The following is a 24,986-nucleotide window of genomic DNA, read 5'->3' on the forward strand; positions in this document are numbered from 1 at the left end:
ATGCGCGTCGACCTCTTCGATTTCGATCTGCCGGAAGAAAACATCGCGCTGCGCCCGGTAACGCCGCGCGAGGCGGCAAAGCTGCTCGTCGTCCAACCGGAGACCGCGACACCCTATCGGGACTTCACCGTCGGCGACCTGCCGTCGCTGCTGCGCGCCGGCGATGCGCTGGTCTTCAACGATACGCGCGTCATTCCCGCCCAGCTCGAAGGCATCCGCCATCGCGAAGGGGCGGGCGGCCAGAAGGTGTCCGCTACGCTGCACATGCGTATTGCCGGAGACCGCTGGAAGGCTTTCGCCAAGCCGGGAAAACGCATCAAGCCGGGTGACCGGATCACCTTCGGCGCGGGCGAGGCGCTTTCGGCCATCATTGAGGAGAAGGGCGAGGGCGGTGAAGTTACCCTGCATTTCGACGCCTCCGGCCCCGCGCTGGACCGCGCGATTGCGACGGTCGGCCATATCCCGCTTCCACCCTATATCGCTTCCAAGCGCGCCGACGACGAGGCAGACCGCAAGGACTACCAGACGATCTACGCCCGCGAGGAAGGGGCCGTCGCCGCCCCGACCGCCGGCCTCCATTTCACCGATGCGCTCTTCGAAAAGCTCGACGCGCTCGGCGTCGAACGGCATTTCGTGACGCTGCATGTCGGCGCGGGCACCTTCCTGCCGGTCAAGGCGGACGATACGACCGAACACGTCATGCATGAAGAGATCGGCTACGTCTCACAGGAGACGGCCGCCGCGCTCAATGCCGTGAAGGCGAGGGGCGGGCGCATCGTCTCGGTCGGCACGACGTCGTTGCGCCTTCTCGAAAGCGCGGCCGATCCCGATGGCACAATCAAGTCCTGGTCCGGCGCGACGGGTATCTTCATCACCCCCGGCTACCGCTTTCGCACGGCCGATATCCTGATGACCAACTTCCACCTGCCGAAGTCGACGCTCTTCATGCTCGTCTCGGCTTTCTCCGGCCTCGAGACGATGCGCGGCGCCTATGCCCACGCCATTTCGACCGGCTACCGCTTCTATTCCTACGGCGACTCCAGCCTGCTTTTCCGGGACCACCGATGACCGATACCTTCCAGTTCAAGCTTCTCGCCACCGACGGCAAGGCCCGCCGCGGCGAGGTCTCCATGCCGCGCGGCACGATACGCACGCCGGCCTTCATGCCCGTCGGCACGGTGGGCACGGTCAAGGCGATGTATCTCGACCAGGTGCGCGAGCTTGGCGCCGACATCATCCTCGGCAACACCTATCACCTGATGCTGCGCCCCGGCCCGGAACGCGTCGCGCGCCTCGGCGGCCTGCACGAGCTGATCCGCTGGCCGCACCCGATCCTCACCGATTCGGGCGGCTTCCAGGTCATGTCGCTCTCGGGGCTGCGCAAGCTCGACGAGCAGGGCGTCACCTTCAAGAGCCACGTCGACGGCGCGCTGCATCACATGTCGCCGGAGCGCTCCATCGAGATCCAGGGCCTGCTCGACAGCGATATCCAGATGCAGCTCGATGAATGCGTGGCGCTGCCGGCATCCCCGAAGGAAATCGAGCGCGCCATGGAAATGTCGCTGCGCTGGGCCGAGCGCTGCAAGGTGGCCTTCGGCGACCAGCCGGGCAAGGCGATGTTCGGCATCGTGCAGGGTGGCGACATTCCGCAGTTGCGCGTGCGGTCCGCGCAGGCGCTGGCCGAACTGAACCTCAAGGGCTACGCCATCGGCGGCCTTGCCGTCGGCGAGCCGCAGGAGGTCATGCTCGACATGATCGACACCACCATCCCGCACATGCCTTTCGAGAAGCCGCGCTATCTGATGGGCGTCGGCACGCCGGACGACATGCTGAAATCCGTCGCCCGCGGCGTCGACATGTTCGACTGCGTGATGCCGACCCGCTCCGGACGCCACGGCCTTGCCTTCACCCGGCGCGGCCGCATCAACCTGCGCAACGCCCGCCATGCCGAGGACATGCGCCCGCTGGACGAGGAATCGAACTGCCCGGCCGCCCGCGACTATTCGCGCGCCTACCTGCACCACCTCATCCGCGCCAACGAATCCCTCGGCGGCATGCTGCTGACGTGGAACAATCTCTCCTACTACCAGGATTTGATGGCCGGAATCCGCAAGGCGATCGAGGAAGGCCGCTTCGCCGACTTCATGGCGGAAACGCAGGAGAACTGGGCAAGGGGCGACCTCGCCCCTCTCTGAAACAGGTCATATCTCCGGCCCCGGCGCGGCGCGCACCATATGCACGCCGTTGATCCTGTAGCTGCCGTCCGGCTGCTTCAGGAGCTGGTAGAGCGCCGTCCAGTCCTTGCCGTCCGGGCCGGAGATCAGCACTTCCTGCAGCACCATGTCTCCCTCGACCTTCGAACGCCCGAAGGCGAAATTGCCCGCGCGATAGACCGGCGCATAGCCCTTCTTCACCATGTCGAAGAAGGCGCCTTCCGTTGGGAATTTTTCACGAATCGTCGGTGAGGCAAAGGAATAGGCCGTCCTCGCATCATCCTTCAGGAAGGCGGCGATCTGCCTCTGGATGATGTCCTGCGCCGTGTCGACAGGCTCTTCAGCCATCGCGGCAGACAGCGGCAGGCAGATGCAAAGGAACATGGCGGCTGGCATTTTCATGACGCACACTCCCTCCGGAAGTATCAGGATAGCATGCCTGCGCGCCGGGGTGCGCATCTTCTTTGCAAAGGATATAAAGTATATTTAATACTTCAAAACAATAATTTACATAAAAAAATTAAAGTAATCTCGATGTTTCGCTACCGGGTGAGGGTCTATATCTTTCGAAAGATGATCACCTCGGAGTCCTGATAGGGAGAGCGGGCGAACGCCTGGAAGCCATGCCGTTCGGCAAGGCGTATGGACGCGACATTGTCCGGATCGATGATGCAGGTGACCTGTTTGTCGGGATGGTTCGTAGCCGCCCAGGGCAGCATCGTCCGCAGCGCCTCGCTGGCATAGCCGCGCCCCTGGAAATCCGGATGCAGGCCCCAGCCGGCTTCCAGCGTATTCTCTATGCTGGGCGTGAGGGCGCGCCGCATCTCGTGGAAGCCGGCTTGTCCGATGAACCGGTCGGAGGCCTTGTCGATGACCGCCCAGAACCCGAACTTCATGGCCTGCCACATGCCGATATGGCGCATGAGCCGCGTCCATGACTGCTCGCGCGATTGCGGCACGCCGCCGACATAGCGCACCATCTCGGGCAGCGCCCACATCTCGGCCATGGCATCGAAGTCCTCGATGCAGGAGCCGCGCAGGATGAGGCGATCGGTTTCAAGGACAGGGATATCGGACATCGGGAATCACACGCAAGTCGGCGGTTGAACAGACGAAAGGAACAGGAATTTGCCCGGGCGAGGGCGCTTGTTCAAGCCACAGGCAACAGGCGGTGGAGGGAGGATACGAATCATTGCACTCTGGGGTGGCGATGCTAAGGTTTCCCGAGAACGACAGGAAACCGCAGAGCGCGCGAACGGTCACATTCCAACCGGAGCCATCCGGCCGGAATACTCACGAGCGCCTCAGCCAACCCGCCGAAAGCCTGCGCGATGCAAGAGGACCACGATGCGCCGAAGCCGCGCGAACAAGGACCGTCATCGGGCGTGATCTTTCTCTCGGTCCTTCTCTTCGCCGTCTGGCTGGTCATCAACGCCTCGTTCGAAGTGCCGATCCTCATTATCGGCGTGCTCGTGTCGGTGGCGCTGTCTTTCGTCTTCATCCGCCGCAGCGCTGTCTGGAACATTCCGGTCACACCGGCGAGGGTCCTTCATTTCATAACCTATACCGGCGTCTTCCTCGTCGAGCTGGTCAAGGCCAATATCGAGATGCTGCGTTATGTCTATTCCCCGCGCATCGACATCCGCCCGGGCATCGTCAAGGTGAAGATGCCGCTCAAGACCCCGCTCGGCCGGCTCGCCCTTGCCAATTCCATTGCATTGACGCCCGGCTCGCTCGTCATGGACCTGCGAGGCGACGATCTCTTCATTCATTTGCTCGACGTAAAGACCGCCGACCCGGAAGAGGCGGCGCGCGCGATCACCGGCCCCTTCCACAAGCATCTGGAGGCGGTGTTTGGCTGATATCATCCTGAAGATCGCCGTCGTCCTGATCTTCTTCAGCATCGTCTTCTGCGTGCTGCGGCTGGTGATCGGGAAAACCGCGGTCGACCGCGTGGTCGCCATCGACCTTCTGACGGTCGTCACGATCTCGCTCGTGGTGCTCTACGCGCATATTTCGGGGCGCTTCGTCTATGTCGATGTCGCGCTGGTTTACGGCCTCCTGAGCTTTCTGGCGGTTCTCGCCATTGCCCGGTTTCTGGAACGAAGGCCCTGATCGCGATGGTCGAGTTGCTGATCCTGTTGATGTGCGGCGGCATCCTGGCAAGCGGGGTGCTGGCCGTTGTCCTTGGCAACCTGATGGCGGCCATGGTGAGCGCGGGCCTTGCGAGCCTCTTCGCCGCGGCGTCCTATGTCCTTCTCGCCGCCCCTGACGTCGCCATGGCCGAGGCGGCGATCGGCTCAGGCCTTTCCACGCTGATCTTCCTCTACACGATCCGCAAGACGGGCGGCGGAGGGGCTGCAGATGATTGAGCTGGCCGGCAGCATCGTGATCCTCATCGGGGCGTTCTTCCTGTTTTCCGCCGGCGTCGGCGTATTGCGCATGCCGGATGTCTTCACACGTATACAGGCAGGCACAAAGGCATCGACGCTCGGCAATATCCTCGTGCTTGCCGGCCTCGGTCTCCATCATCCAGATTGGGCGCTGAAGTTGCTGATCATCGCCTATTTCGTGCTGCTGACCAACCCGCTGGGCTCCCACGCGCTGTCGCGGGCCGCGCACTCCATCCGCACGCCCATGGCGGCGACGACCGTCGTCGATGCGCTGCGCGACGATAGCGACAGCACCGGCGGGGAGCGGTCATGAGACGCTTCTTCAGCCTGGTCGCCGTGCTTGCCTTCGCCGGCCTCTTCGCCAGTCTTGCCGTCGATTACGACGAGCGCAGCGCGGTCTCCTCGCTCGCCAGGCACTATCTGACAGAGGTTCCGGCCGATCTCGGCGCCCCCAACATCGTCACTGGCATCCTCATCACGTTCCGCGGCTTCGATACACTGGGGGAGGTGGCGGTCCTGTTCATGGTGGCGGCGAGCGTCGGGCTGCTGCTCGCGGGCAAAAAGGAGAGCGGCGAGCCTGTGGAGGAGGGCGACGACGTGGTGGAGCCGCCCCCGAGCGAACTGGTACGCAACGGCGCGGAGATCGTCCTTCCCATGATCTTCCTCTTCGGCGCCTATGTCATCCTGAACGGCCACCTTTCGGCCGGCGGCGGTTTCCAAGGCGGCGCGGTCGTGGCCTCCGGCGTCATGCTGCTGATACTGGCCTATCCCGCCGGGGCGATCAATCACGCCGTCCTCAGTGTGACGGAATCGCTGGCGGGCGTGGCCTATGTCCTGATCGGCATTCTCGGGATTGCGCTCGGCAGCGGCTTCCTCGACAGCCATATCCTGCCGCGCGGCGATTTCGGGGCATTCATCAGCGCGGGCGCCATTCCGGTGATTTCGGCTCTCCTCGGCATCAAGGTGGGTGCCGAACTGAGCGTCATCATCGATCGGTTTCGCAGCTAGACGGGACGGGGAGCGCGATGGGATTGCCGATTTCGCAGATATTGCTTTGCACGGGGTTCGTCCTCATCCTCATCGGATTCTGGGGGATGCTGACGCATCGCAACATCCTGCGCATCATCATCGGCTTCTCGCTCATCGACACCGGCATGCATATCGTCCTGGTGGCGACCGGCTACATCACCGGCGGGACCGCGCCCATCGTCGATGCGGCGCTGTCGGCCTCGGATGCGGCCACGCGCGCCGTCGATCCGATTCCCTCGGCGCTCGTGGTGACGGCCATCGTGATCGGCTTTTCCGTCAACGCCATCCTGCTGGCCTTCGCCATCAGGCTCCATGCCGCGAAGAAAACCCTGTCGGTCGACGCATTGACGGAGTCTAAATGGTAGACGCCCTGGTCCATCCGATAAACATCTTCCTGCTCGGCCTAGGTGGCGGCTTCCTTATTCCGCTGCTTTACAAGATCGGCAAGCCGCTGCCGGCCATCGGCTTCGTCGTTGCGCTCGTCGGCATGACAACCATTTCCTGCATCGGCCTGTGGCGGGTCCTGGAGGCCGGCGCACCCGTCGATATCCTGACGGCCGGCAGCGTCCCGCCGTTCTCCATCAACCTGCGCTTCGGCCCGTGGGAGGCCTTTTTCGCGGCCTGCGTCAACGTCGTCGCGGTTCTCGGCGCCTGGCAGCTCCGGAACCGGCTGCGCACCAGCTACGCGGCCCTGCTGCTCTACCTGATCCTCGTCATGGGGATCAACGGCATGGTCATGACGCGCGACCTGTTCAACCAGTTCGTCTTCCTGGAGATCATGTCGATCGGCACCTACGGCCTCCTCGGCATGGAGCGGACACCGGCCGCCTTGTCCGCCAGCTTCAAATACATCATGGCGACCGTGGTCGCCTCGTCCTTCTTCCTGCTCGGCGCAGGCCTTCTGTACCACGTGACCGGCACGCTCAACATCGACGCCATGATCGCGGGCAGGGGGGAGATCACCGGCGCCATCGGCATCAGCGCGGTGCTGTTCGTGCTTGCCTGCCTGGTGCTGGAACTGAAGCCGTTTCCCGCCAACGGCTGGGGGCTGGACGCCTACGAGACGGCGCCCGGCGGCGTGGCGGCGCTGATCTCCGTCGGCGTCTCTGCTGGCGTGTTCTTCGCGCTCTTCAAGCTGCTGCCGCTGTTCGAGGATTATCTCGGCATCCTCGCCCTTTCGGGCGGCGTGACCTTCCTGTTCTCCAATCTCGCCGGGCTGCGGCAGACGAACGTGCAGCGCATGCTCGGCTATTCCTCCATCGCGCAGATGGGGCTTCTGCCGCTGGCCCTCGCGCTCCTCCACCAGCTCGGCGCAGAACAATCGCTGCCGCTGGTCGTCGGCGGTCTTTTCGTCAACCATCTTCTGGCGAAGGCGGGCCTGTTCTGGCTGGCGGCCGTCGTCGCGCGTCCCGACGTCGACCGCTGGTCGGGCCTCGCCGGCAATCGCCTCGTCCTGTCCGTTCTCGCCGTGCTGGTGGTCGCGATCGCGGGCCTGCCGCCGTTCCCGGGTTTCTGGGCGAAATGGGAACTCGTCATGCAGGCCGCCGCCGGCGGGAAATCCGTCTGGATCGCCGTTATCCTGATCGGCTCGCTATTCGAGGCGGCCTATATGTTCCGTTGGTTCAAGCATGCGACGCGCCCGGACGTTGCGGCAGACCGTTCGGCCGCAATCGACCTTCCGCTGGCCAACCTCGTTCCGGCGCTCGGCGCGGCCGTGCTGTTGTTCGCCGCCGGTTTCGTCGCGGCCACGTTTGCAGGCGCGGCCTCGCTGTGGCTGTTTGCGCCGCTCTATGCCGGCGGCGTGCTGTTCCTTCTCGACGCCCTTCCGGGGCGCGTCAAATGCGGCCTCATGCTGATAGTCGTCACGCTCTGCGGAGCGTGGATCGTTCGAGACGTCACGGGCCTGCGCGCGCTCTTCGCCATCCTGCTGCTTGCCGGCGGTGTCGTGCTGGCCTTCGCCAGCCTCTACCGTTCCGATATCCGCCGCGGCTTCCATGCGATGATGGCGGTGCTGCTCCTGTCCATCGCAGCCCTGTTCCGCGCCGATACCGGTCTCGAATTCTTCTTCCACTGGGAAATCATCACGCTCTCGAGCTATTTCCTCATTGCCCAGCGGCCCGGCGCGCATCCTTACGTGCTGCAGTTCCTGTTGTTTTCGCTGGTTTCGGCCTTCTGCCTGCTCGCGGGCTTCGGAGCCGCCGCCAGCGCGAACGGCAGCCTGTCGCTTCAGGCCCTTGCGACGGCGGGACCGGAGGCCACGCGCGCCTTCATGCTGCTTGCGATCGGGTTCCTGATCAAGGCGGGGGCAGCCGGCGTCCATGTCTGGCTACCCGGCGCCTATGCCGAAGCCGATGACGACCTGTCGGCGATGCTTTCGGCCGTCATCAGCAAGGTCGCGGTCTTCGGCCTGTTCATGGTGACCTATCTCGCCATCCGTTCCGACGCCGGCCTTGAAATGGCGCATCTCATGGGATGGATCGGCATGGCGACGACGATCGCGGGGGCGGTCATGGCGCTCCAGCAGACCGACCTGAAGCGCATGCTCGGCTATTCCAGCATGAGCCAGATCGGCTACATCGTCACCGCCATCGCGCTGATGAGCCATCTCGGCTGGGTCACCGCATTCTACCTTGTGGCCAATCACCTGATGGTCAAGGGCATCCTGTTCCTCGCGGCGGCAGCCGTCATCCTGCGCACCGGGACACGGCAGTTCGACGAAACCGGCGGGCTGGCGCGCAGTATGCCGTTCACCTTCGCCCTCGTTCTCGTCGCTCTCGTCTCGATGTCAGGCTTGCCGCCGCTTGCGGGCTTCGGCGGCAAATGGCTGCTGCTGAGCGCCATGATGGACAAGGGATGGTACGGCCTCGCGGTCGCCGGCGCGATCGCCACCTTCATCGGCTTCCTGTACATGTTTCGCTTCGGCTATTCGATTTTCCTCGGACCGAAGAGGCACGCGCGCGATGTCGTCGCGGAAGCACCCCTGGCGCTCCTGATTCCGCAAGTCCTGCTGGCCGCGGCGATTTTCCTGCTCTCGTTCTTCCCGAAGCTGGTGATGGACCCGGTCTCGGCGGCCATCGACCCGTATTTCGCCTCGACGCTGGTCTGGAAGGGCATGTCGCTCGAAACCATCTACGGCTACTGGAACCCGCTGCCCGTCATGGCCGTGAGCGTTGGCATTGCCGCAGTCTTGCTTGCGATTTTCCTGCTGGTCTACAAGACGGCGAGGGGACGCGGGACGTCGGACGGCACGGCCCATTTCTTCGCCTTCTACAGACGCGCCTTCGCGCCTCTCGGCATACCGCTCGCAACCCGCCTGTGGGACGGCGTCTGCGATGCGACAATCGGTACGGCCGGACTGGTGCGCCGCGTCTACACCGGCAACGGCCAGACCTATGTGCTCCATGTGCTCTATTATGTCCTGGCGTTGTATATCCTCGGCACGCTGCAGTTGCTGCCAGCCTGACTGGCGAGAACAGCGTGATAGCAGCGTCGCAGTAACTAGGCGCGGCTGAAATTACTGGCAAGTCGCACTTCATGTGAGTTCAAGCCGAGACGCGACTTGCGGGCTCGGTGATCCTATCCTCGCGACCGCATCTGCGCGAGCAGCTTCTGGCGGAAGACTTCGGCGGGCGTTTTGTAGCCGAGGCATTTGCGGGGCGTCGTATTCAATCGATCGCAGATTTCTTTGAGGTCATGGTCGGTGATGGAGAGCGGATCGACATCCCTCGAAAGCCATTTCCTGGCCCGGCCATTCGTATTCTCGACGGTGCCTTTCTGCCAGGGTGATTGCGGATCGCAGAACCAGGTCGCAGAGCCGATCCCGGCCTGGAGATAGGCCCAGTCGGTGAACTCCGTCCCGCGGTCGAAGGTGATCGAACGGCGGGCGCGATGGGGCAGGGCCTGCAGCACGCCGATGAGCCGTTGCATAATCGGCCGCGACTGCCGGTCGTTGTTGCGGAGAAGAACGGCGAAGCGGCTGACGCGTTCGACCAGCGACGTCACGTTTGCCTTGCCGAACTTCTGGCGAAACTGGATGAGGTCGCATTCCCAGTGTCCGAGCTGCCTTCGATCGGCGACCACGTCCGGGCGGCGCAAGATGTTGAGATCCGGGCTGAAGCGCTGGCCGTGTCGGCGTCTGGCATGCCGCGGCCGACGTCGTGCACGATGTTCCGGCAGATGTTTCCAGAGCTTGATGGCGTGTCCGTCAACCGAATAGGCGAACTTGTAGATCGTTTCATGGCTGACGGAGATCGGATGGCGCTCCAGCCGCATCCGACCCGCGATTTGCTGCGGCGACCAGCCATGCATGATCCGCTCGATGACGGATTGGCGGACATGCGAGAAGCGCGCAAGCTTCCTGAGCTTGGTCCGACGCTCGCAGGCCGTGTCATGCGCCGTCACGCAATGGTAGCCACTGAGATCGGGCCATTCCTTGTCGATGTAGGCGTTTCGACGGACCTCGCGGAAGATCGTTGAGCGATGGCGCCCAAGCTCTTCGGTGATGATGTCGATGCTCACGCCAGCATGACGCCAGCGCGCAATCCTCCGGCGTTCGTTCAGGTCTATATGAGAGTAGGTGCGTTTCATGGCAGCGTCCTTGCGACGAACAACCCATTGGTATCATTTGCAAGTCGCACTTCATCCTTGAACCCACCCCTGCACCCTAAAAAGATCGCATAAGATAGATTATGGAACAATCATCGATGCCAGCTTGCTGCCGGCAGCCCACTCCCGCACAATTCCGCCTTGACCCGGGACCGCCCGGGGCCTTAAGCGGAACGGCAGACGGAAACAACAGCGAAAGCCTGCCACGATGAGCGATTTGCGCATTCTCTCCGACGCCCATATCCCGGAACTGCCGAACCGCTACAAGGGCAAGGTTCGCGAGAATTACGATCTGCCGGACGGCAGCCGCATCATCATCGCGACGGATCGCCTCAGCGCCTTCGACGTCATCCTGACGTCCATTCCCTTCAAGGGCCAGGTGCTGACGCAGACGGCGCGCTACTGGTTCGAGGAAACCGCCGATATCTGCCCGAACCACGTCCTGTCCTATCCCGATCCCAATGTCGTCATCGGCACGCGGCTCGATATCCTTCCCGTCGAGATCGTCGTGCGCGGCTATCTTGCCGGCACCACCAGCACATCGATCCTGACGAAATACCGCAAGGGCGAGCGCGAGATGTACGGCATCACGCTGCCGGACGGCCTCAAGGACAATGAGGAGCTGCCTCAGCCGATCATCACGCCGACCAGCAAGGCCTTCGACGGCGGCCATGACGAGCCGCTGTCCGGCGCGGAAATCCTGGCCCAGGGTCTGCTGACGGCCGAGCAATGGGAAACAGTCTCGCGCTATGCGCTGGCGCTCTTCGCGCGCGGTCAGGCCCGGGCGGCCGAGCGCGGACTGATCCTCGTCGACACCAAATATGAATTCGGCACAGACAAGGACGGTCGCATCGTGCTCGCGGACGAGATCCACACGCCGGATTCGAGCCGCTACTGGATTGCCGACAGCTACAAGGAAAGCTTCGCCAAGGGCGGCCGACCGGCGAGTTTCGACAAGGATTTCGTGCGTGCCTGGGTCACGGAACGGTGCGATCCCTACAAGGATCCGATCCCGGAAATCCCGCGTGACCTCATTGAGCAAACGTCGAAGGTTTACATCCAAGCCTTTGAACAGATTACAGGAAAGACGTTTACGCCCGATCTTTCCGGCGACACGGTTCTCGACCGTATCCGCACCAATCTGAAACCTTACTTCGCCTGATCTGCGGAAAGCACGGTTTCGAAGCTGAGACCATCATACGCCGGCTCCACATGGGCCGGCGTTTCCTTTTGCACGGCGTCGTAGTCGAGCGGCACATGCATATGGGTCAGGATCGCGCGCGCCGGGTTCAGCCGCTCGATCCAGTCCAGCGCCTGGCTGAGCGACAGATGGCTCGAATGGTAGCGGTACTGCAGCGCGTCGATAATCAGCGCGTCGAGACCGGAAAGGCGCGGAACGGTCTCGTCCGGAAAATCGCTGATATCGCTACAATAGGCGACGTCGCCGATGCGGAAGCCGAGCGAATGGATCGAGCCGTGCACCTGGAGGAGGGGCTGGAACGTGATAGCGCCCCCTGCCCCTTCGATGGTCACCGGCGCATCCATCGGGTCGATCAGGTTCTCCGTCACGATGGGCGGATACATGCTGCCGGGCGGCGTTTTCAGGCAATAGCCGAAGCCCTCGCGGATGCGCTCCATCGTCGCCGCGTCGGCCCAGATCGGCACCTGCTGGTGGTTGTGCAGCACGAATCCGCGAATATCGTCGATGCCGTGGATATGGTCGGCATGCGGGTGGGTGTAGAGCACGGCGTCGATGCTCGTCACGCCAGCAGCGATCATCTGCGTGCGGAAATCCGGCCCGGTATCGATGACGACCGTCGTCTTGCCGTCCGGCCCGAACTGCTCGACCAGGAAGGCGGCGCGGGTGCGGCGGTTCTTCGGATTGGCGGAATCGCAGGCACCCCAGTCACCGGTGATGCGCGGCACGCCAGGAGACGAGCCGCAGCCGAGAATGGTGAAGCGCCGCACATAGGCCACGGCTACACCCGCGGCATCTTCGAGAAGATGCGGAAGGCGTTTTCAGTGGTGATGCGGGCGATCTCATCCGCGCTGACGCCGACGGTTTCGGCGAGCACCGCCGCCGTATGCGCCGTATAGGCCGGCTCGTTGCGCTTGCCGCGGAAGGGTTTTGGCGCAAGGTAGGGTGCGTCGGTCTCCACCAGCATGCGCTCCAGCGGCACGGTCTTCGCGATCTCCCGCAGCTCTTCCGATTTCGGGAAGGTCAGGATGCCGGAGAAGGAGACGTAGCCGCCCAGCTCCACGCCAACGCGCGCCAGCTCGGCGCCGGAGGAGAAGCAATGCAGCAGGAAGGGAAAGGCCCCCTTCCCCGTTTCCTCGGTCAGGATCGCCGCCATGTCCTCATCCGCCGAGCGGCTGTGGATGACGAGCGGCAGGCCGGTTTCGCGGGCGGCGGTGATATGGTTACGCAGGCCGATAGCCTGCGCATCGCGCGGCGCATTGTCATAGTAATAATCGAGACCCGCCTCGCCTATCGCCACCACGCGCGGATGTTTCGAGAGTTCGATCAGCTCGGAAACCGGAATATCCAGTTCCTCATCCGCATTATGCGGATGCGTGCCGACCGAGCAGAACACCGACGGGTATTTTTCCGCAATCGCCAGGATCGCCGGGAACTTCCGCACCCGCGTCGAGATGGTGATCATCTGCTTCACGCCGGCCGCGTGTGCGCGCGCGACGATATCGTCGCGCTCCGCCTCGAAATCCGGGAAATCCAGATGGCAATGCGTATCGATCAGCATGCCGTCAGGCCTCGGGAGCGACATAGCGCGGAAAGACCGGCGCCGGGGCTTCCAGCGGTGTGCCGCTGACAAGACGACCGGCTTCGCCGAGGGCTGCAAAGTCGCGCTTGTCGGCAGGCGCGGCGACGAGGTTCAGCAGCTTGCAGCCCGATTCCGGCATGAAGGGCTGCAGCAGGATCGCGATCTGCCGCACCACTTCCGCCGTCACATAGAGCACGGTGCCCATGCGCACGGGATCGGTCTTCTTCAGCGCCCAGGGCGCTTCGCCGGCGAAATAGCGATCCGCCTCGGAGACGACGGCGATGATCGCCGCCAGCGCTTTGTGGATCTGCTGCTTGCCCATCTCCTCGCGCGTGATCGCATGCAATGCATCGACGGAGGCGAGCATCGCGCTATCGGCTTCAGAAAGGTCGCCGCATTCCGGCACTTTGCCGTCGCAGTTCTTGACGATCATCGACAGCGAGCGGCTGGCAAGGTTGCCGATGCCGTTGGCAAGGTCGGAATTGATCCGGGTCGCAATGCCCTCTTCGCTATAGCTGCCGTCCTGGCCGAAGGAGACTTCGCGCAGGAAGAAATAGCGGATCGGATCGAGGCCGAAATGGCTGACGAGGTTGACCGGGTCGACCACGTTGCCAAGCGACTTCGACATCTTCTCGCCCTTGTTGAGCAGGAAGCCGTGGGCGAAGACGCGCCCGGGCAGCGGCAGGCCGGCCGACATCAGGAACGCGGGCCAGTAAACGGCATGGAAGCGGATAATGTCCTTGCCGATGATATGGATATTCGCCGGCCAGTATTTCGCACGCGGCCCCTCGGGATCGGTCATGTAGCCGGTCGCGGTGATGTAGTTGGTCAGCGCATCCACCCAGACATACATGACGTGATCCGGGTCGCCGGGAACCGGAATGCCCCAGTCGAAGGTGGTGCGCGAGACCGACAGGTCCTTGAGGCCGGACTTGACGAAGGAGATCACCTCGTTGCGACGCTCGGCCGGGCCGATGAAGTCCGGGTTCTCCTCGTAGTGCTTCAGCAGCTTGTCCTGGTAGGCGGAAAGCTTGAAGAAGTAGCTCTCCTCCTCCACCCACTCGACGGGCGTGCCCTGCGGGCCGTAGCGAACGCCGTCCTCGCGCTTCTCCGTCTCGTTCTCCTGGTAGTAGGCTTCGTCGCGCACGGAATACCAGCCGGCATAGCCGCCCTTGTAGATATCGCCATTGGCGGCCATGCGGCGCCAGATTTCGGCGCAGGCCTCGTAGTGACGCTCTTCGGTCGTGCGGATGAAATCATCGTTCGATGCATTAAGAAGAACGGCCATATCCCTGAATTCTTGCGAATTCCGGTCCGCAAGCTCACGCGGGGAAATGCCTTCCTTGCGCGCCGTCTGCTGCATCTTCTGGCCGTGCTCGTCCGTGCCGGTCAGGAAGAAGACATCGCGCCCATCGAGCCGCTGGAAGCGCGCCATGGCATCCGTGGCGATCAGCTCGTAGGCATGGCCGATATGCGGCTTGCCGTTCGGATAGGAAATGGCGGTCGTGATGTAAAAGCGGGACGTATCGGTCATCTGGGTGCGTTCTGTCTTCGGTTGTGCAATGCCGCAAGGTATTAGACCATGCCGGCGCTAAGGGAAACAGCAAGTTTCGGATCGGGCTTAAAGCGACGCCCGGATGTCGTCCAGCACGCTGATGATCGTCTGCTTGCGGTCGAGATTGTAGCCCTGGGCGATGCCGATGCGCTCACCGAGCTGCGAGGAAAGCTGGGCGAGCCGGTCGGCGCGGGCGAGGTTCCCGGAAAGGGCGGCGCTGCGGGCCGTGTCGGTCACGAAATCGGTGGCGTGCTGGCAGAAGAAGGAGAAGACGGTGTCGCTATCCTTGGCCGAAAGCACGTCGGCCAGCTTGTGCACGTCGCGGCGCGGCGGCTCGGTCGGTGCCTCGACGATGGTCCGAAAAGCCTCCACGATATCGAAGCCGCCGTAGTTCACCAGCTTGAGCGCTTCGGAAACGCTGCCGTGGGCGGCGGAAAGCACATCCCCTGCCCGCGGGCCGGATGGCGCGGCGCCGAGGCTGTCGAGCGCTGCGGAAAGGTCGGCTTCGGACAGGGGCGACAGCGCAAGCGGCAGGCAGCGCGAGCGGATGGTCGGCAGCAGCTTGCCCGGCGCGTGGGTCAGCACGAGGAAGAGCGAACGCCTCGGCGGTTCCTCCAGAATCTTGAGGATGGCATTGGCGGCATTGCGGTTGAGGTCGTCCGCCGGATCGATGATGACGATGCGCCAATTGCCCGTGCCGGACGTCTGCGCAAGAAATTTCCCGGCCTTGCGTACTTCATCCACGGTGATCGCGGACTTCACCTTGCCGGTCTTCTCGTCGACCGGCCGGGTCAGGTGGAGAAGGTTATGCGAGGCCCCGGCGACAAGCTGGCGGGTGATGGGCGATGCACGCGACGGATCGCCGATCGCCTCCGGCGCCTCCGCAGGCTCGGGGTGGTGCAGCACGTGATTGGCGAAGCGGAAGGCGAGCGTCGCCTTGCCGATGCCTTCCGGCCCCTCGATCAGGATCGCGTGGTGGCCCTTGCCGGAACGGTAGGAGCGCGCCAGAAAATCCTCGGCATCGGCATGGCCGAAGAGCTTCCTCTGCTCGGCAGGATGCACCGCGCCGTCGAGAATGCCGGGACGTTCCTCGCTCACGAGACGCGCTCCGGGTGGCTCTGCGCAACGATCGGCAGCAGCGGCTCGACGATGGCCAGCACCTCGGCGGCAATCGCCTCCTGCGTCCTCGTGGCATCGATCACACGGCAGCGCAGCGGCTCGCGCGCTGCGATGTCGAGGAAGGCTTCGCGGCGCTTCTCGTGCGTTTCCAACTCTTCCTTCTCGAAGCGGTCGGGCTGCTCGCCGGGGCCGCCGCCGGCGCGCTTGCGGGCGCGCTCCAGACCCACCGATGCGGGAAGATCGAAGATGATCGTGCAATCCGGCACGACGCCGTTGATCGCCACGCGCTCCAGCGCCTCGATGAAGGGCTGCTCCAGATTGCCGGTCACGCCCTGGTAGACGCGTGAGGAATCCATGAACCGGTCGCACAGCACGATGCTGCCGGCGGCGAGCGCCGGGCGGATGACCTGCTCGACATGGTCGCTGCGCGCGGCGGCGAAGAGGATCGCTTCCATGCGGATGCCATAGGGTTCGGCCGCGCCGGAGAGAAGGACATGGCGCACGGCCTCCGCGCCCTTCGAGCCGCCGGGCTCCCGCGTCATCAGCACGGTCAGCCCGCGCGCGCGCAAGGCGTCTGCCAGAAGCCGGATTTGCGTCGACTTCCCGGCGCCCTCGCCGCCTTCGAACGTGACAAACAAACCCTGTGCGGCCGACAAATCCTGCTTCCGTTCCCGTGGCCGCCAAGGCGGCCTTCCGACGATATCCGCGATGCGGAGACGAGTCGGTCCACTACTAACCCATGTTTCCAGCCGGCGAAACGCTTTTCAGGGCCGTCGGAGGACTCAGATCCAGAAGAAGAACAGCTCGATCAGGGCGTCCAGCGCCCGCGAGCGCAGCGTCCCCTCGCCCACGCTGCCGGCCGTGCGCACCGGCACCTCGCGCAGGAGCTGCTTGTCGTTCCATATCCTCAGCGTGCCGACCGTCTGCTCCGGCTTCACCGGCGCGCGCACCGGCCAGGTGTAGACGACGCGGGCGACGAGCCGCTGCGAATTGTCCTTCGGCAGGAACACGTCCACTTGCTCGCCCGCCACCAGCGGCACGGTCGAGACATCGCCGCCATAGACACTGGCATCCGCGATGACCTCGCCGGCCTTGAAGAGCGTGCGGCGCTCGAAGGTGGAGAGCGCCCATTCGATGATCCGGCGGGTTTCCTCGATGCGCGCCTTGTCGCTCTCCATGCCCGCCATGGCGAGCACCAGATGCTTGCCGTCGCGGTTGACGGCGGCGACGATGGAATAGCCGCTCTCCTCCGCAAAGCCGGTCACAAAACCCGTCACTCCGAGATTGAGGGCCAGCAGCGGGTTGCGGTTGCGCTGCTTGATCTTGTTCCACTCGAACTCCGGCTCGATATAGTAGTGCATATATTGCGGATAGGTCGTCTCGAGGTGGCGGGCGAGCGTCACCATCTCGCGCATCGTCACCTTGTTTGCCGGGTTGGGCAGGCCGGTGGCGTTGGCGAAGGTCGATTTTTCCAGCCCGAGCGCCCTCGCCTCCTTCGTCATCCGCTCGGCAAAGGCCGTCTCGGAGCCCGTCATGCCCTCGCCGAGGATGATGCAGGCGTCGTTGGCGAACTGCACCGTGAGGCCTCGGATCAGGTCCTCGACACGCGGGCTCGACTTGAGCGCCGCGAACATGGTGGAGGTTCCTGACGGCGCACCGCCGGTTCGCCAGGCATGCTCGGTCACGGTGTAGGACGTGTCGAGCGTGATTTCACCGGCCGAAAGCGCCTTGAACACCGTCGCCGCCGTCATCAGCTTGGCAAGCGAGGCGGCGGGAATGACATCGTCCTCCCCGCGCGCGAAAAGCACCGTGCCGGTTTCCGCCTCGATCAGATAGACCTGCCGCGCCTTGACGTCAAAGCCGCCCTGCTGCGAGGCGGCCGTCTGGGCCTCGGCGACGGTGACGAACGACAGGAAAAGGACTAGGCAAGCGAATAGGCGGCGATGCATGGCGACTCCGGTATCGTCGTCACACTTCCACAGCCGTGCGCTTTGCGCAAACGGCTTTGCTCATCGGTCGGCCCGATGAGCCGGTTCAGTCAGCCGGCCCAATTAACCGGCCCAATTAACCGGCATTGTCGGCGAGCGCGGAAAACGGCGTCAGTTGTCCGTCCATCGTCAGGATGGCGTCGAAGGCACCCGAAGCGTCGCGCACCCGCTCATCCGCATAGGCTGCGGCATAGCTGGAGCCGGAGGACGGCAGCGGAACGAAATTCGGCCGCTCGATCGGCATCGGGCCGATCTCCGGCAGAAGGGCGAACTGCTCCATGGCCTGGAAGGCGTCCGAGACCGGCGCGGTCTTGGCGAGCGCCGTCATCGCGCTCTGCTCGGGCACTTTCAGATAGCCCTCGCCCTGCCCGACACCCGGCATCGCGTCGCTGTCGGCGGAAGCGACCATGACGCCGGTCGCGATCTGGCCGCCCGGATCAACCGCCGGAACGCGCGAGCCCTTGGTGACGTAGGATGCCATGAGATAGGGCATGTCGTTGCCTTCGAGCGGCGCCTTGCCGACATATTGCACGCGCACCTTGGCCGTTCCGGTACGCTTCATGTCGAGCAGGTCGGCTGTCTTGGAGGAGACGTCGATCAGGCGGTTTTCATGGAAGGGGCCGCGGTCGTTGACGCGGACGACGACGGAGGTGCCGTTTTCCAGATTGGTGACGCGCGCATAGCTCGGCAGCGGGAATGTCGGATGCGCCGCGGAAAGGTGGTAGCGGTCGTAGACCTCTCCGTTCGCCGTCTTGCGGCCGTGGAAGGCAGCGCCATACCAGGAGGCAAGACCGGTCTTGCTGTAGCCCATCTCCTCCTTCGGACGATACCACTTGCCGCGGACCTGATAGGCCTTGCCGAGCTGATAGCGCCCGCCGCCCTTCGGCACGGGCTGGCCATCCTCGACGACGCGCGGGCTGGCCTTGACGCCATATTCCGACTCGGCGAAGAATTCCTTGCTGCGGGCCTTTTTCTTGGGCGCCGGTGTCGTCGTGGCGCAGGCCGCAAGGCCGGCGCAGATCAGCGGAATCGCGATAAGCCGCAGGCCCTTGCCGAAACGGCTCGCATTCGTCTTCAAGCTTTTATGTCCCACGCCGCTATCGTCCCCGACAGTGTGCCAGCCAACTGCCTTGCCCCTGCAAGTCGGCCGTCAATGCCACTCAGTAAATAACAGTACGTTAAACATGCCGATAAGATGGCAAAATTGCGAATGGGGGTGTCCCGGCAGGCCGGCAACCATGTTTTATGGTTTCCGGTTGGTTAAAGCGCCCGCCCTGGAGGCGAGCGCCCAAGCGTCGTTTCAGGGGCGCGCCACCTGAAGGACATCGACGAGCCGGTCGGGATCGCGAACGCCGTGCCGGTAGAGCGTGATGATCGAGCGGGCGAGCGAGCGCGACCGGGCCTCATCGAGATCGATCGTGCCGGTGGCCTTCAACCGCGTGAAAACGCCCTTCAGGACCTCCAGGTCCTGAGGCTCGAACATGCCGATATGCGCGGGGTCTCGAAGCACATCCATGACTGCCTCCCCTTTTCCGCATCCAGTCGGCGACATTGCTTTCGGGTGCGCGAAAACCCTAGGCCGACAATACGTCAGCAACAAGTCGGGAAAATTAGCAGCGCCGGCGTTGCGGGGTGAAGGAATGGCGGGCCGCGACCGATAGTGATGATCACTACGTTTACGCTATAGCCCTCAAAATCAATATCATCTCCGCTCGGAGCGAGCCGTAAAGCGTCGCTTGACGCTATCCAGTCTTCCAAATAGTGTGCGGCATGAAGATTCGGAACGTGGTCCATCCGGGCTTGCGCTCTCTCATCGCAGAGGACGAACCGGCCGGCCCGCGAAGCATCGACGTTTCGAGGTTGCGGCGCATCCTGTCTTTCCTTCAGGACATGGCCGGGGCATCGGAGCTTCGCTGCGTCGCCGGCTGGACGGTTCAACCGCCGTCCGGTGCCGGACGGGGAAAATGGGAGCTACGGGCCGCACCGGTCGGCGCGCTCACGTTCAAAATCGACGCACCGGGCGGCGAGATCGCTGACCTTGACTATGAGGGAACGGCTGAAACGTGGGCGCAAGCGCAATGACCAGCATCCGAATGAAGGCCCCCGCCCATCCCGGCGGCTTCGTGAAGACCGAGGTGATCGAACCTCTCGGCCTGTCGGTCACGGCCGCCGCCGGGGTTCTGGGCATCACCCGTGCGGCCTTGTCAGCCCTGCTCAATGAGCGGGCCGATCTTTCGCCGGAAATGGCGATCCGCATCGAGAAGGCGTTCGGCGTTTCGATGGAAACCCTCATGCGGATGCAGAACAGCTTCGACATCGCCGAGGCACGGAAGAAGGCGGAGGCGGTCAACGTCGCCCCCTATTCCGGCAAGCCGCCGCAGCGAAATCTCCCGTCATGACCCGTTCAATCTCAGCAAACTTCGGGGCAGAGGCTCGCGCACCCAAAAGAAAGCCGTCCACCACATGAAGCTCGAAGAAATCAAGTCTGGCCTGAGTCTATCCGGGATCGAACCGTCCCAAGTCGTGACGGTCGTTGCTGTCGTGCCCCTTGGGGAAGGCTCTGTCCAGCTCATCTACCGGACGCCGGACGGCGCGATGAAGGAACGGCTTCTCAACAGGGGCGACGAGCCTTCGGTCGATGTCGCCACGGCCGAGCGTCCCTTCTCCTTCGACGGTGACGGCGCGGCTTTCCAGCTTGCTTGCGAGGCGAAGCGGATCGACCTCGCCTTCCTCTTTGATCCGATGATGGCCGTCCACAGCTCGAATGTGGAACCGCTGCCTCACCAGATCACCGCCGTCTATGAGTCGCTTCTGCCCCGGCAGCCCTTGCGGTTCGTCCTCGCGGACGATCCCGGTGCCGGCAAGACGATCATGGCGGGCCTCTATATCCGCGAACTCATCATGCGCGCGGATTCACACCGTATCCTGATCGTCGCGCCCGGTAGCCTTGTCGAGCAATGGCGAGACGAGCTTTACGAGAAATTCGGTCTGGAGTTTCACGTCTATTCGCCGCTTCTGGAGCAGACCTCGCCGAGCGGAAACCCGTTCGACGACTATCCCCGCCTTATCGTCCGGCTCGATCAGCTCTCCCGCAACGAGGAGCTTCAGGACAAGCTTTGCGCGCCGGGCTGGGATTTGGCCGTCTTCGACGAAGCGCACAAACTCTCCGCGCACTATTTCGGTTCCAAGCTGGAAAAGACGGGCCGTTTCCGCTTCGCCGAGAAGCTGGGCGCGCATGTCCGGCACCTTTTGTTGATGACGGCGACGCCGCACAACGGCAAGGAAGAGGACTACCAGCTTTTCCTTTCATTGCTCGATTCCGACCGCTTCTACGGCAAGTTCCGCGACGGCGTTCACAAGGTCGACGCCTCCGACCTCATGCGCCGCATGGTCAAGGAGGAACTGGTCAAGTTCGACGGCACGCCGCTCTTCCCAGAGCGCAAGGCGTACACCGTCAACTACGAACTCTCGCAGATCGAAGCGGCCTTGTATGAGGCCGTGACCAACTATGTGCAGACCGAAATGGGCAAGGCTGACCAACTCGAAGGCGCGCGCAAGGGATCGGTCGGCTTTGCCCTTACCGCGCTGCAACGGCGTCTCGCTTCAAGTCCCGAAGCGATCTTCCAATCGCTGAAGCGCCGCCGCGAGCGGCTTGAGAACCGGCTGCGCGACGAAAAGCTCGGCATCAAGGGGCGGCACGCCCTCGCCGAGACCTATGCCGGCGCGCCGGAGGACGATGACGACCTGAGCGCGGAGGAGCAGGAGACCCTTGAGGAAAACCTGATCGACGACGCCACGGCGGCCAAGACCGTTGTCGAGCTTGAGGCCGAGATCGTCATCCTGAAGGGGCTGGAGGAGCAGGCCAAGGCCGTCGTCGCCTCCGGGCAGGATCGCAAATGGGATGAGTTGTCAAGAATCCTTCAGAATCACCCTGAAACCCGCGACGCCGCCGGTCGGCAGCGCAAGATCATCATCTTCTCCGAACACCGCGACACGCTGAATTACCTTCAGGCGCGGATTGCCGGCGTGCTTGGCAATCCCGACGCCATCGTGGCCATCCACGGCGGCACCCATCGGGACGAGCGCCGTCGCCTTCAGGCGCTCTTTCGCTCCGATCCCGATGTCCGGGTGCTGGTGGCGACCGACGCCGCAGGCGAAGGCGTCAATCTTCAGAACGCGAACCTCATGGTCAACTATGACCTGCCGTGGAACCCGAACCGGCTGGAACAGCGGTTTGGCCGTATCCACCGCATCGGGCAGACCGAGGTTTGCCACCTGTGGAATCTGGTCGCCAAGGAGACCCGCGAAGGCGATGTCTATCACCGCCTGCTTCTGAAGCTGGAGGTCGAGAGCCAAGCCCTGCACGGGCGCGTATTCGACATTCTTGGCGAGGTCTTCGAGGAGACCAGCCTAAAGGATTTGCTGGTCGAGGCGATCCGCTACGGCGACCGGCCCGAAGTCCGCGCCCGCCTGACGCAGAAGATCGACAAGGCGCTCGACCACGATCACCTAAAATCCCTCTTGAATCGCAACGCGCTCGCCCAGGAGACGATGAGCGCGGATCGACTGTTCGCCGTGAAGGAGGAAATGGAGAAGGCGGAGGCCCGACGGCTTCAGCCCTACTTCGTCCGTGCCTTCTTCTCCAAGGCCCTCGACGCGCTCGGCGGCACAGCGCATCCGCGCGAGGCCGGCCGTTATGAGATCAGCCATGTTCCTTCGGTGATCCGCGAGCGTGACCGCCGCCTGACCGGCCGGAACCGCCGCGACCATGAGCCGGTCTTGCGGCGCTACAGCCGCATTTGCTTTGAACGTCAGGCCATCCAACCGCTCGACAAGGCGGGACTGGAGCGCGCCGTTCTCATGCACCCCGGCCATCCGCTCATGCTCGCCATGTCGGATATGATCCTGGAGCAGCACACCAACCTTCTCCGGCAGGGTTCGATCCTTGTTGACCCGTCCGATGAAGGACTCGACCCGGCGCTGCTGATCCTGCTGACGCATGAGATCAAGTCCGGCGACAACACCGTGCTATCCAAGCGCCTGCAATTCGTGCGGGTTGCCCCGGATGGGCAGGCGAGCTTCGCCGGATGGGCGCCTCATCTCGACCTTGAGCCTTTGCCGGAGGCCGAGCGCCCCTTGCTCAAGGACGTGCTCGACGCGCCTTGGCTGTCCTCCGGTCAGGAGGCGCGTGCCTTGTCCCTTGCCGCGACGACGCTGGTGCCGGAGCACTATGGCGAGGTCGCGCAGCGGCGCATCGACCATGTGGAAAAGACCCTGAACGCCGTCCATGAGCGGCTGAGCAAGGAAATCGCCTTCTGGCAGGATCGTTGGATGAAACTGAAGGACGACGCCGAAGTCGGAAAGGACGTGCGGCTCAACCTTCAGAATGTCGAGCGCACGCTTGGCGACCTTCAGGGCCGTTTGGACAATCGGAAGAAAGAGCTTCAGGCCATGCGCCATGTCGTGAACGGCACGCCGGTCGTGCTGGGCGCGGCGCTGATCGTGCCGGCAGGCTTGATGAACAAGCTGCGCGGCGACGAGCCGGCCGACCCGGTGGCGGCGACCTTCGCGGCCGACGCGGCGGCCCGCTCGCGCATCGAGCATCTTGCCATGTCGGCCGTCCGGCAGGCCGAGGAAGCGCGCGGTTGCCGCGTCGTCGATGTTTCCGCCGCAAAATGCGGCTGGGATTTGACTTCATACCCGCCAGCCGTGGACGGCAGGCAGCCCGATCCCAAGCACATAGAGGTGAAGGGCCGGGTGAAGGGCGCGAGCACCATCACGATCACCCGCAACGAAATGCTCTACGCCTTCAATCAGGGTGACAAGTTCGTGTTGGCGGTCGCCATCGTCGGCGAGGACGATGCCATCGACGGCCCGCACTATATTCCCAGCCCGTTCGACCGGGAACCCGGCTGGGGCGTCGCGTCCATCAATTTCAGTTTGGGCGATCTGCTCGCCAAAGCAGAGGCTCGATGACCGCGCTACGTCTCGACACGCTATCGCTGACGAATTTCCGCTGCTTCGCCCATTGCGAGGTCGCGTTCCACCCCAACCTGACTGTTCTGGTCGCGGAGAACGGCAGCGGTAAAACTGCCGTGCTCGACGCCGCCGGAGCTGCGCTGTCGGTATTCGTCAACGCGATCTATTCGCCGGAAAAGCTGCGGCGAATCGAGCGGAGCGACGTGCGCCTGATCCCCGGTCAGGAGCGCAGGATGTCCCCATGCCTTCCGACCGAATACGAAGCGCAGGCAACCGTTCAGGGTACGGCCGTGACATGGAAGAGCGCCGTTAGAACCTACGGTGACAAAGTGCGTCCTGGCTTCCGGCACCTTGGCCCAATGAAAGCGGCTGCGCAGCCATTCCTATCCGATACGGCTGTTCTTCCGCTCATTGCCTATTACGGAACGGGTCGCCTCTGGAACGAGCAACGGCAGACCGAATATCGCCGTTCCTCCGTCACCAATGTCGGAGAGCGCGTCGCTGGCTATGCCGATTGCCTCACGTCGTCTTCGTCCTTCAAGGGCATTTCGGCATGGTTCGAGCACCGTTTCAGGCAGACGGCATCGCCGTCATTCCGGGAGAGTCTGCAAGCCAATCTCGCGATGATCGAAGGCGTGAAGACTGCCACAGACACGGTTCTTCAGCCGACCGGCTGGTCAAGTCTCCGCTGGGATGACGAGCTTCATACGCTGACCGCCAAGCACGAGACGCGGGGCGAGCTGCCGCTGTCCATGCTGAGCGACGGCGTGCGCACCATGCTTGCGCTTGTCGCCGATGTTGCGCGTCGCTGCGCCAGCCTCAATCCGCAACTGAGTGATCGGGCCGCCATCAAGACCCCCGGCGTTCTCATCGTCGATGAAGTGGACATGCACCTGCATCCCCGCTGGCAGCAGCAGGTGCTCGGCTTGCTGCAAAGCGCGTTCCCGGCCCTACAGATCATCGTCAGCACGCACAGCCCGCATGTCCTTTCGACCGTCGATAAGTCGTCGATCCGCGTCTTCCATATCGACGGCGACGATACGCGCATCGAAACCCCCCTGATCCAGACACGGGGCGTTGAGAGCGCCGATGTGCTGGCCTCGGTCATGGGCGTGGACCCGGTCCCGCAGACGGAAGAGTCGAGCGACTTGAACGCCTACCGCGCCCTCATTGAGGACGGCAAGGCAGACACGCCGGAAGCAACGTCTCTGCGGGAACGCCTGGTCGCGCATTTTGGGGCGACGCATCCGTTGATATTGGAGTCCGACCGGCTCCTCCGCTTCCAGCGGTTCCGGCTTGCCAAGAACCGGACGGACGGAGCCTGA

At 63.5% G+C, this 24,986-nt stretch carries 25 protein-coding genes; 14 read left to right on the forward strand and 11 right to left on the reverse strand.

The window, feature by feature from the left end; genetic code table 11:
- Both queA and tgt read left to right on the forward strand, forming a co-directional pair.
- Complete coding sequence (queA, locus tag MOE34_RS08895; RefSeq protein ID WP_242222964.1) at positions 1 to 1,068, forward strand: tRNA preQ1(34) S-adenosylmethionine ribosyltransferase-isomerase QueA; 1,068 nt, start codon at positions 1 to 3, stop codon at positions 1,066 to 1,068.
- Entirely contained in the window at positions 1,065 to 2,195 is a 1,131-nt protein-coding gene (gene tgt / locus MOE34_RS08900; protein WP_242222966.1) for a tRNA guanosine(34) transglycosylase Tgt, read from the forward strand. The genes queA and tgt overlap by 4 nt, the downstream gene beginning before the upstream one ends.
- A gap of 6 nt (positions 2,196 to 2,201) precedes the next feature.
- Here tgt and MOE34_RS08905 read toward each other — a convergent pair whose 3' ends face one another.
- Entirely contained in the window at positions 2,202 to 2,615 is a 414-nt protein-coding gene (locus tag MOE34_RS08905) for a DUF4864 domain-containing protein (RefSeq protein WP_242222968.1), read from the reverse strand.
- Positions 2,616 to 2,770: 155 nt separating this feature from the next.
- Positions 2,771 to 3,292 (reverse strand): GNAT family N-acetyltransferase, encoded by a 522-nt coding sequence (locus MOE34_RS08910; protein WP_242222970.1) that lies wholly within the window; start codon positions 3,290 to 3,292, stop codon positions 2,771 to 2,773.
- A gap of 306 nt (positions 3,293 to 3,598) precedes the next feature.
- Here MOE34_RS08910 and MOE34_RS08915 point away from each other — a divergent pair, with 306 nt between their 5' ends.
- The 7 genes from MOE34_RS08915 to MOE34_RS08945 all read left to right on the forward strand — a co-directional run bounded on the left by MOE34_RS08915 (position 3,599) and on the right by MOE34_RS08945 (position 9,098).
- The gene (locus MOE34_RS08915) at positions 3,599 to 4,075 is read left to right on the forward strand and encodes a Na+/H+ antiporter subunit E (RefSeq protein ID WP_242222972.1); all 477 of its coding nucleotides are present in this window, start codon (positions 3,599 to 3,601) and stop codon (positions 4,073 to 4,075) included.
- Positions 4,068 to 4,328 carry a monovalent cation/H+ antiporter complex subunit F gene (locus MOE34_RS08920; RefSeq protein ID WP_242222974.1) on the forward strand — a complete coding sequence of 87 codons (261 nt, stop codon included), beginning with the start codon at positions 4,068 to 4,070 and terminating at the stop codon, positions 4,326 to 4,328. Before MOE34_RS08915 ends, MOE34_RS08920 begins: the two co-directional genes overlap by 8 nt.
- Before the next feature lie 5 nt (positions 4,329 to 4,333).
- Positions 4,334 to 4,585, forward strand: a complete 252-nt coding sequence (locus tag MOE34_RS08925; RefSeq protein ID WP_242222976.1) for a hydrogenase subunit MbhD domain-containing protein — start codon at positions 4,334 to 4,336, stop codon at positions 4,583 to 4,585.
- Positions 4,578 to 4,919, forward strand: coding sequence for a monovalent cation/H(+) antiporter subunit G (mnhG, locus tag MOE34_RS08930; RefSeq protein ID WP_242222977.1), 342 nt, complete (start codon positions 4,578 to 4,580; stop codon positions 4,917 to 4,919). The genes MOE34_RS08925 and mnhG overlap by 8 nt, the downstream gene beginning before the upstream one ends.
- Positions 4,916 to 5,614, forward strand: coding sequence for a hydrogen gas-evolving membrane-bound hydrogenase subunit E (mbhE, locus tag MOE34_RS08935; protein WP_242222980.1), 699 nt, complete (start codon positions 4,916 to 4,918; stop codon positions 5,612 to 5,614). Before mnhG ends, mbhE begins: the two co-directional genes overlap by 4 nt.
- 86 nt (positions 5,615 to 5,700) lie before the next feature.
- Positions 5,701 to 6,000 (forward strand): sodium:proton antiporter, encoded by a 300-nt coding sequence (locus MOE34_RS08940; protein WP_242222982.1) that lies wholly within the window; start codon positions 5,701 to 5,703, stop codon positions 5,998 to 6,000.
- A complete protein-coding gene (locus MOE34_RS08945; RefSeq protein WP_242222984.1) occupies positions 5,994 to 9,098 on the forward strand; it encodes a complex I subunit 5 family protein in 3,105 nt (1,034 codons plus the stop codon). The genes MOE34_RS08940 and MOE34_RS08945 overlap by 7 nt, the downstream gene beginning before the upstream one ends.
- A gap of 113 nt (positions 9,099 to 9,211) precedes the next feature.
- Here the strand turns inward: MOE34_RS08945 and MOE34_RS08950 are convergent, their stop codons facing one another.
- Positions 9,212 to 10,222, reverse strand: coding sequence for an IS30 family transposase (locus tag MOE34_RS08950; protein ID WP_242222985.1), 1,011 nt, complete (start codon positions 10,220 to 10,222; stop codon positions 9,212 to 9,214).
- A gap of 235 nt (positions 10,223 to 10,457) precedes the next feature.
- Between MOE34_RS08950 and MOE34_RS08955 the strand changes: the two genes are divergently transcribed.
- On the forward strand, positions 10,458 to 11,402 hold the full coding sequence (locus MOE34_RS08955) for a phosphoribosylaminoimidazolesuccinocarboxamide synthase (RefSeq protein WP_242223861.1): 945 nt from the start codon (positions 10,458 to 10,460) through the stop codon (positions 11,400 to 11,402).
- Here the strand turns inward: MOE34_RS08955 and MOE34_RS08960 are convergent.
- The 8 genes from MOE34_RS08960 to MOE34_RS08995 form a co-directional block, all read right to left on the reverse strand.
- Entirely contained in the window at positions 11,390 to 12,217 is an 828-nt protein-coding gene (locus tag MOE34_RS08960; RefSeq protein ID WP_242222987.1) for an MBL fold metallo-hydrolase, read from the reverse strand. The genes MOE34_RS08955 and MOE34_RS08960 overlap by 13 nt on opposite strands.
- Before the next feature lie 2 nt (positions 12,218 to 12,219).
- Positions 12,220 to 12,999 (reverse strand): TatD family hydrolase, encoded by a 780-nt coding sequence (locus MOE34_RS08965; RefSeq protein ID WP_242222989.1) that lies wholly within the window; start codon positions 12,997 to 12,999, stop codon positions 12,220 to 12,222.
- 4 nt (positions 13,000 to 13,003) lie between these two features.
- The gene (gene metG / locus MOE34_RS08970) at positions 13,004 to 14,554 is read right to left on the reverse strand and encodes a methionine--tRNA ligase (protein WP_242222991.1); all 1,551 of its coding nucleotides are present in this window, start codon (positions 14,552 to 14,554) and stop codon (positions 13,004 to 13,006) included.
- An 87-nt stretch (positions 14,555 to 14,641) separates the two neighbouring features.
- Entirely contained in the window at positions 14,642 to 15,673 is a 1,032-nt protein-coding gene (locus MOE34_RS08975; protein WP_242222993.1) for a DNA polymerase III subunit delta', read from the reverse strand.
- On the reverse strand, positions 15,670 to 16,350 hold the full coding sequence (tmk, locus tag MOE34_RS08980; RefSeq protein ID WP_242222996.1) for a dTMP kinase: 681 nt from the start codon (positions 16,348 to 16,350) through the stop codon (positions 15,670 to 15,672). The genes MOE34_RS08975 and tmk overlap by 4 nt, the downstream gene beginning before the upstream one ends.
- A gap of 126 nt (positions 16,351 to 16,476) precedes the next feature.
- Positions 16,477 to 17,643: a D-alanyl-D-alanine carboxypeptidase family protein gene (locus tag MOE34_RS08985; RefSeq protein ID WP_242222998.1), complete on the reverse strand. Its 1,167-nt coding sequence runs from the start codon at positions 17,641 to 17,643 to the stop codon at positions 16,477 to 16,479.
- 115 nt (positions 17,644 to 17,758) lie between these two features.
- On the reverse strand, positions 17,759 to 18,760 hold the full coding sequence (locus MOE34_RS08990; protein ID WP_242223000.1) for a septal ring lytic transglycosylase RlpA family protein: 1,002 nt from the start codon (positions 18,758 to 18,760) through the stop codon (positions 17,759 to 17,761).
- Between the two features lie 222 nt (positions 18,761 to 18,982).
- Entirely contained in the window at positions 18,983 to 19,198 is a 216-nt protein-coding gene (locus MOE34_RS08995; RefSeq protein ID WP_242223001.1) for a hypothetical protein, read from the reverse strand.
- 254 nt (positions 19,199 to 19,452) lie between these two features.
- Between MOE34_RS08995 and MOE34_RS09000 the strand changes: the two genes are divergently transcribed.
- The 4 genes from MOE34_RS09000 (at position 19,453) to MOE34_RS09015 (ending at position 24,986) form a co-directional block, all read left to right on the forward strand.
- Positions 19,453 to 19,764: a plasmid maintenance system killer gene (locus MOE34_RS09000; RefSeq protein ID WP_242223003.1), complete on the forward strand. Its 312-nt coding sequence runs from the start codon at positions 19,453 to 19,455 to the stop codon at positions 19,762 to 19,764.
- Entirely contained in the window at positions 19,761 to 20,081 is a 321-nt protein-coding gene (locus MOE34_RS09005) for a HigA family addiction module antitoxin (RefSeq protein ID WP_242223005.1), read from the forward strand. Before MOE34_RS09000 ends, MOE34_RS09005 begins: the two co-directional genes overlap by 4 nt.
- Positions 20,082 to 20,145: 64 nt before the next feature.
- Entirely contained in the window at positions 20,146 to 23,658 is a 3,513-nt protein-coding gene (locus MOE34_RS09010) for a helicase-related protein (protein ID WP_242223008.1), read from the forward strand.
- A complete protein-coding gene (locus MOE34_RS09015) occupies positions 23,655 to 24,986 on the forward strand; it encodes an AAA family ATPase (RefSeq protein ID WP_242223010.1) in 1,332 nt (443 codons plus the stop codon). The genes MOE34_RS09010 and MOE34_RS09015 overlap by 4 nt, the downstream gene beginning before the upstream one ends.

Source organism: Shinella zoogloeoides, assembly GCF_022682305.1.
GTDB classification, from domain to species: domain Bacteria; phylum Pseudomonadota; class Alphaproteobacteria; order Rhizobiales; family Rhizobiaceae; genus Shinella; species Shinella zoogloeoides_B.

Coding starts and splice junctions, on each gene's coding strand:
- queA (WP_242222964.1), top strand. CDS start 1: ATGCGCGTCGACCTCTTCGATTTCGATCTGCCGGAAGAAAACATCGCG.
- tgt (WP_242222966.1), top strand. CDS start 1,065: ATGACCGATACCTTCCAGTTCAAGCTTCTCGCCACCGACGGCAAGGCC.
- MOE34_RS08905 (WP_242222968.1), bottom strand. CDS start 2,615: ATGAAAATGCCAGCCGCCATGTTCCTTTGCATCTGCCTGCCGCTGTCT.
- MOE34_RS08910 (WP_242222970.1), bottom strand. CDS start 3,292: ATGTCCGATATCCCTGTCCTTGAAACCGATCGCCTCATCCTGCGCGGC.
- MOE34_RS08925 (WP_242222976.1), top strand. CDS start 4,334: ATGGTCGAGTTGCTGATCCTGTTGATGTGCGGCGGCATCCTGGCAAGC.
- mnhG (WP_242222977.1), top strand. CDS start 4,578: ATGATTGAGCTGGCCGGCAGCATCGTGATCCTCATCGGGGCGTTCTTC.
- mbhE (WP_242222980.1), top strand. CDS start 4,916: ATGAGACGCTTCTTCAGCCTGGTCGCCGTGCTTGCCTTCGCCGGCCTC.
- MOE34_RS08940 (WP_242222982.1), top strand. CDS start 5,701: ATGCTGACGCATCGCAACATCCTGCGCATCATCATCGGCTTCTCGCTC.
- MOE34_RS08945 (WP_242222984.1), top strand. CDS start 5,994: ATGGTAGACGCCCTGGTCCATCCGATAAACATCTTCCTGCTCGGCCTA.
- MOE34_RS08950 (WP_242222985.1), bottom strand. CDS start 10,222: ATGAAACGCACCTACTCTCATATAGACCTGAACGAACGCCGGAGGATT.
- MOE34_RS08965 (WP_242222989.1), bottom strand. CDS start 12,999: ATGCTGATCGATACGCATTGCCATCTGGATTTCCCGGATTTCGAGGCG.
- metG (WP_242222991.1), bottom strand. CDS start 14,554: ATGACCGATACGTCCCGCTTTTACATCACGACCGCCATTTCCTATCCG.
- MOE34_RS08985 (WP_242222998.1), bottom strand. CDS start 17,643: ATGCATCGCCGCCTATTCGCTTGCCTAGTCCTTTTCCTGTCGTTCGTC.
- MOE34_RS08995 (WP_242223001.1), bottom strand. CDS start 19,198: ATGGATGTGCTTCGAGACCCCGCGCATATCGGCATGTTCGAGCCTCAG.
- MOE34_RS09000 (WP_242223003.1), top strand. CDS start 19,453: ATGAAGATTCGGAACGTGGTCCATCCGGGCTTGCGCTCTCTCATCGCA.
- MOE34_RS09005 (WP_242223005.1), top strand. CDS start 19,761: ATGACCAGCATCCGAATGAAGGCCCCCGCCCATCCCGGCGGCTTCGTG.
- MOE34_RS09010 (WP_242223008.1), top strand. CDS start 20,146: ATGAAGCTCGAAGAAATCAAGTCTGGCCTGAGTCTATCCGGGATCGAA.
- MOE34_RS09015 (WP_242223010.1), top strand. CDS start 23,655: ATGACCGCGCTACGTCTCGACACGCTATCGCTGACGAATTTCCGCTGC.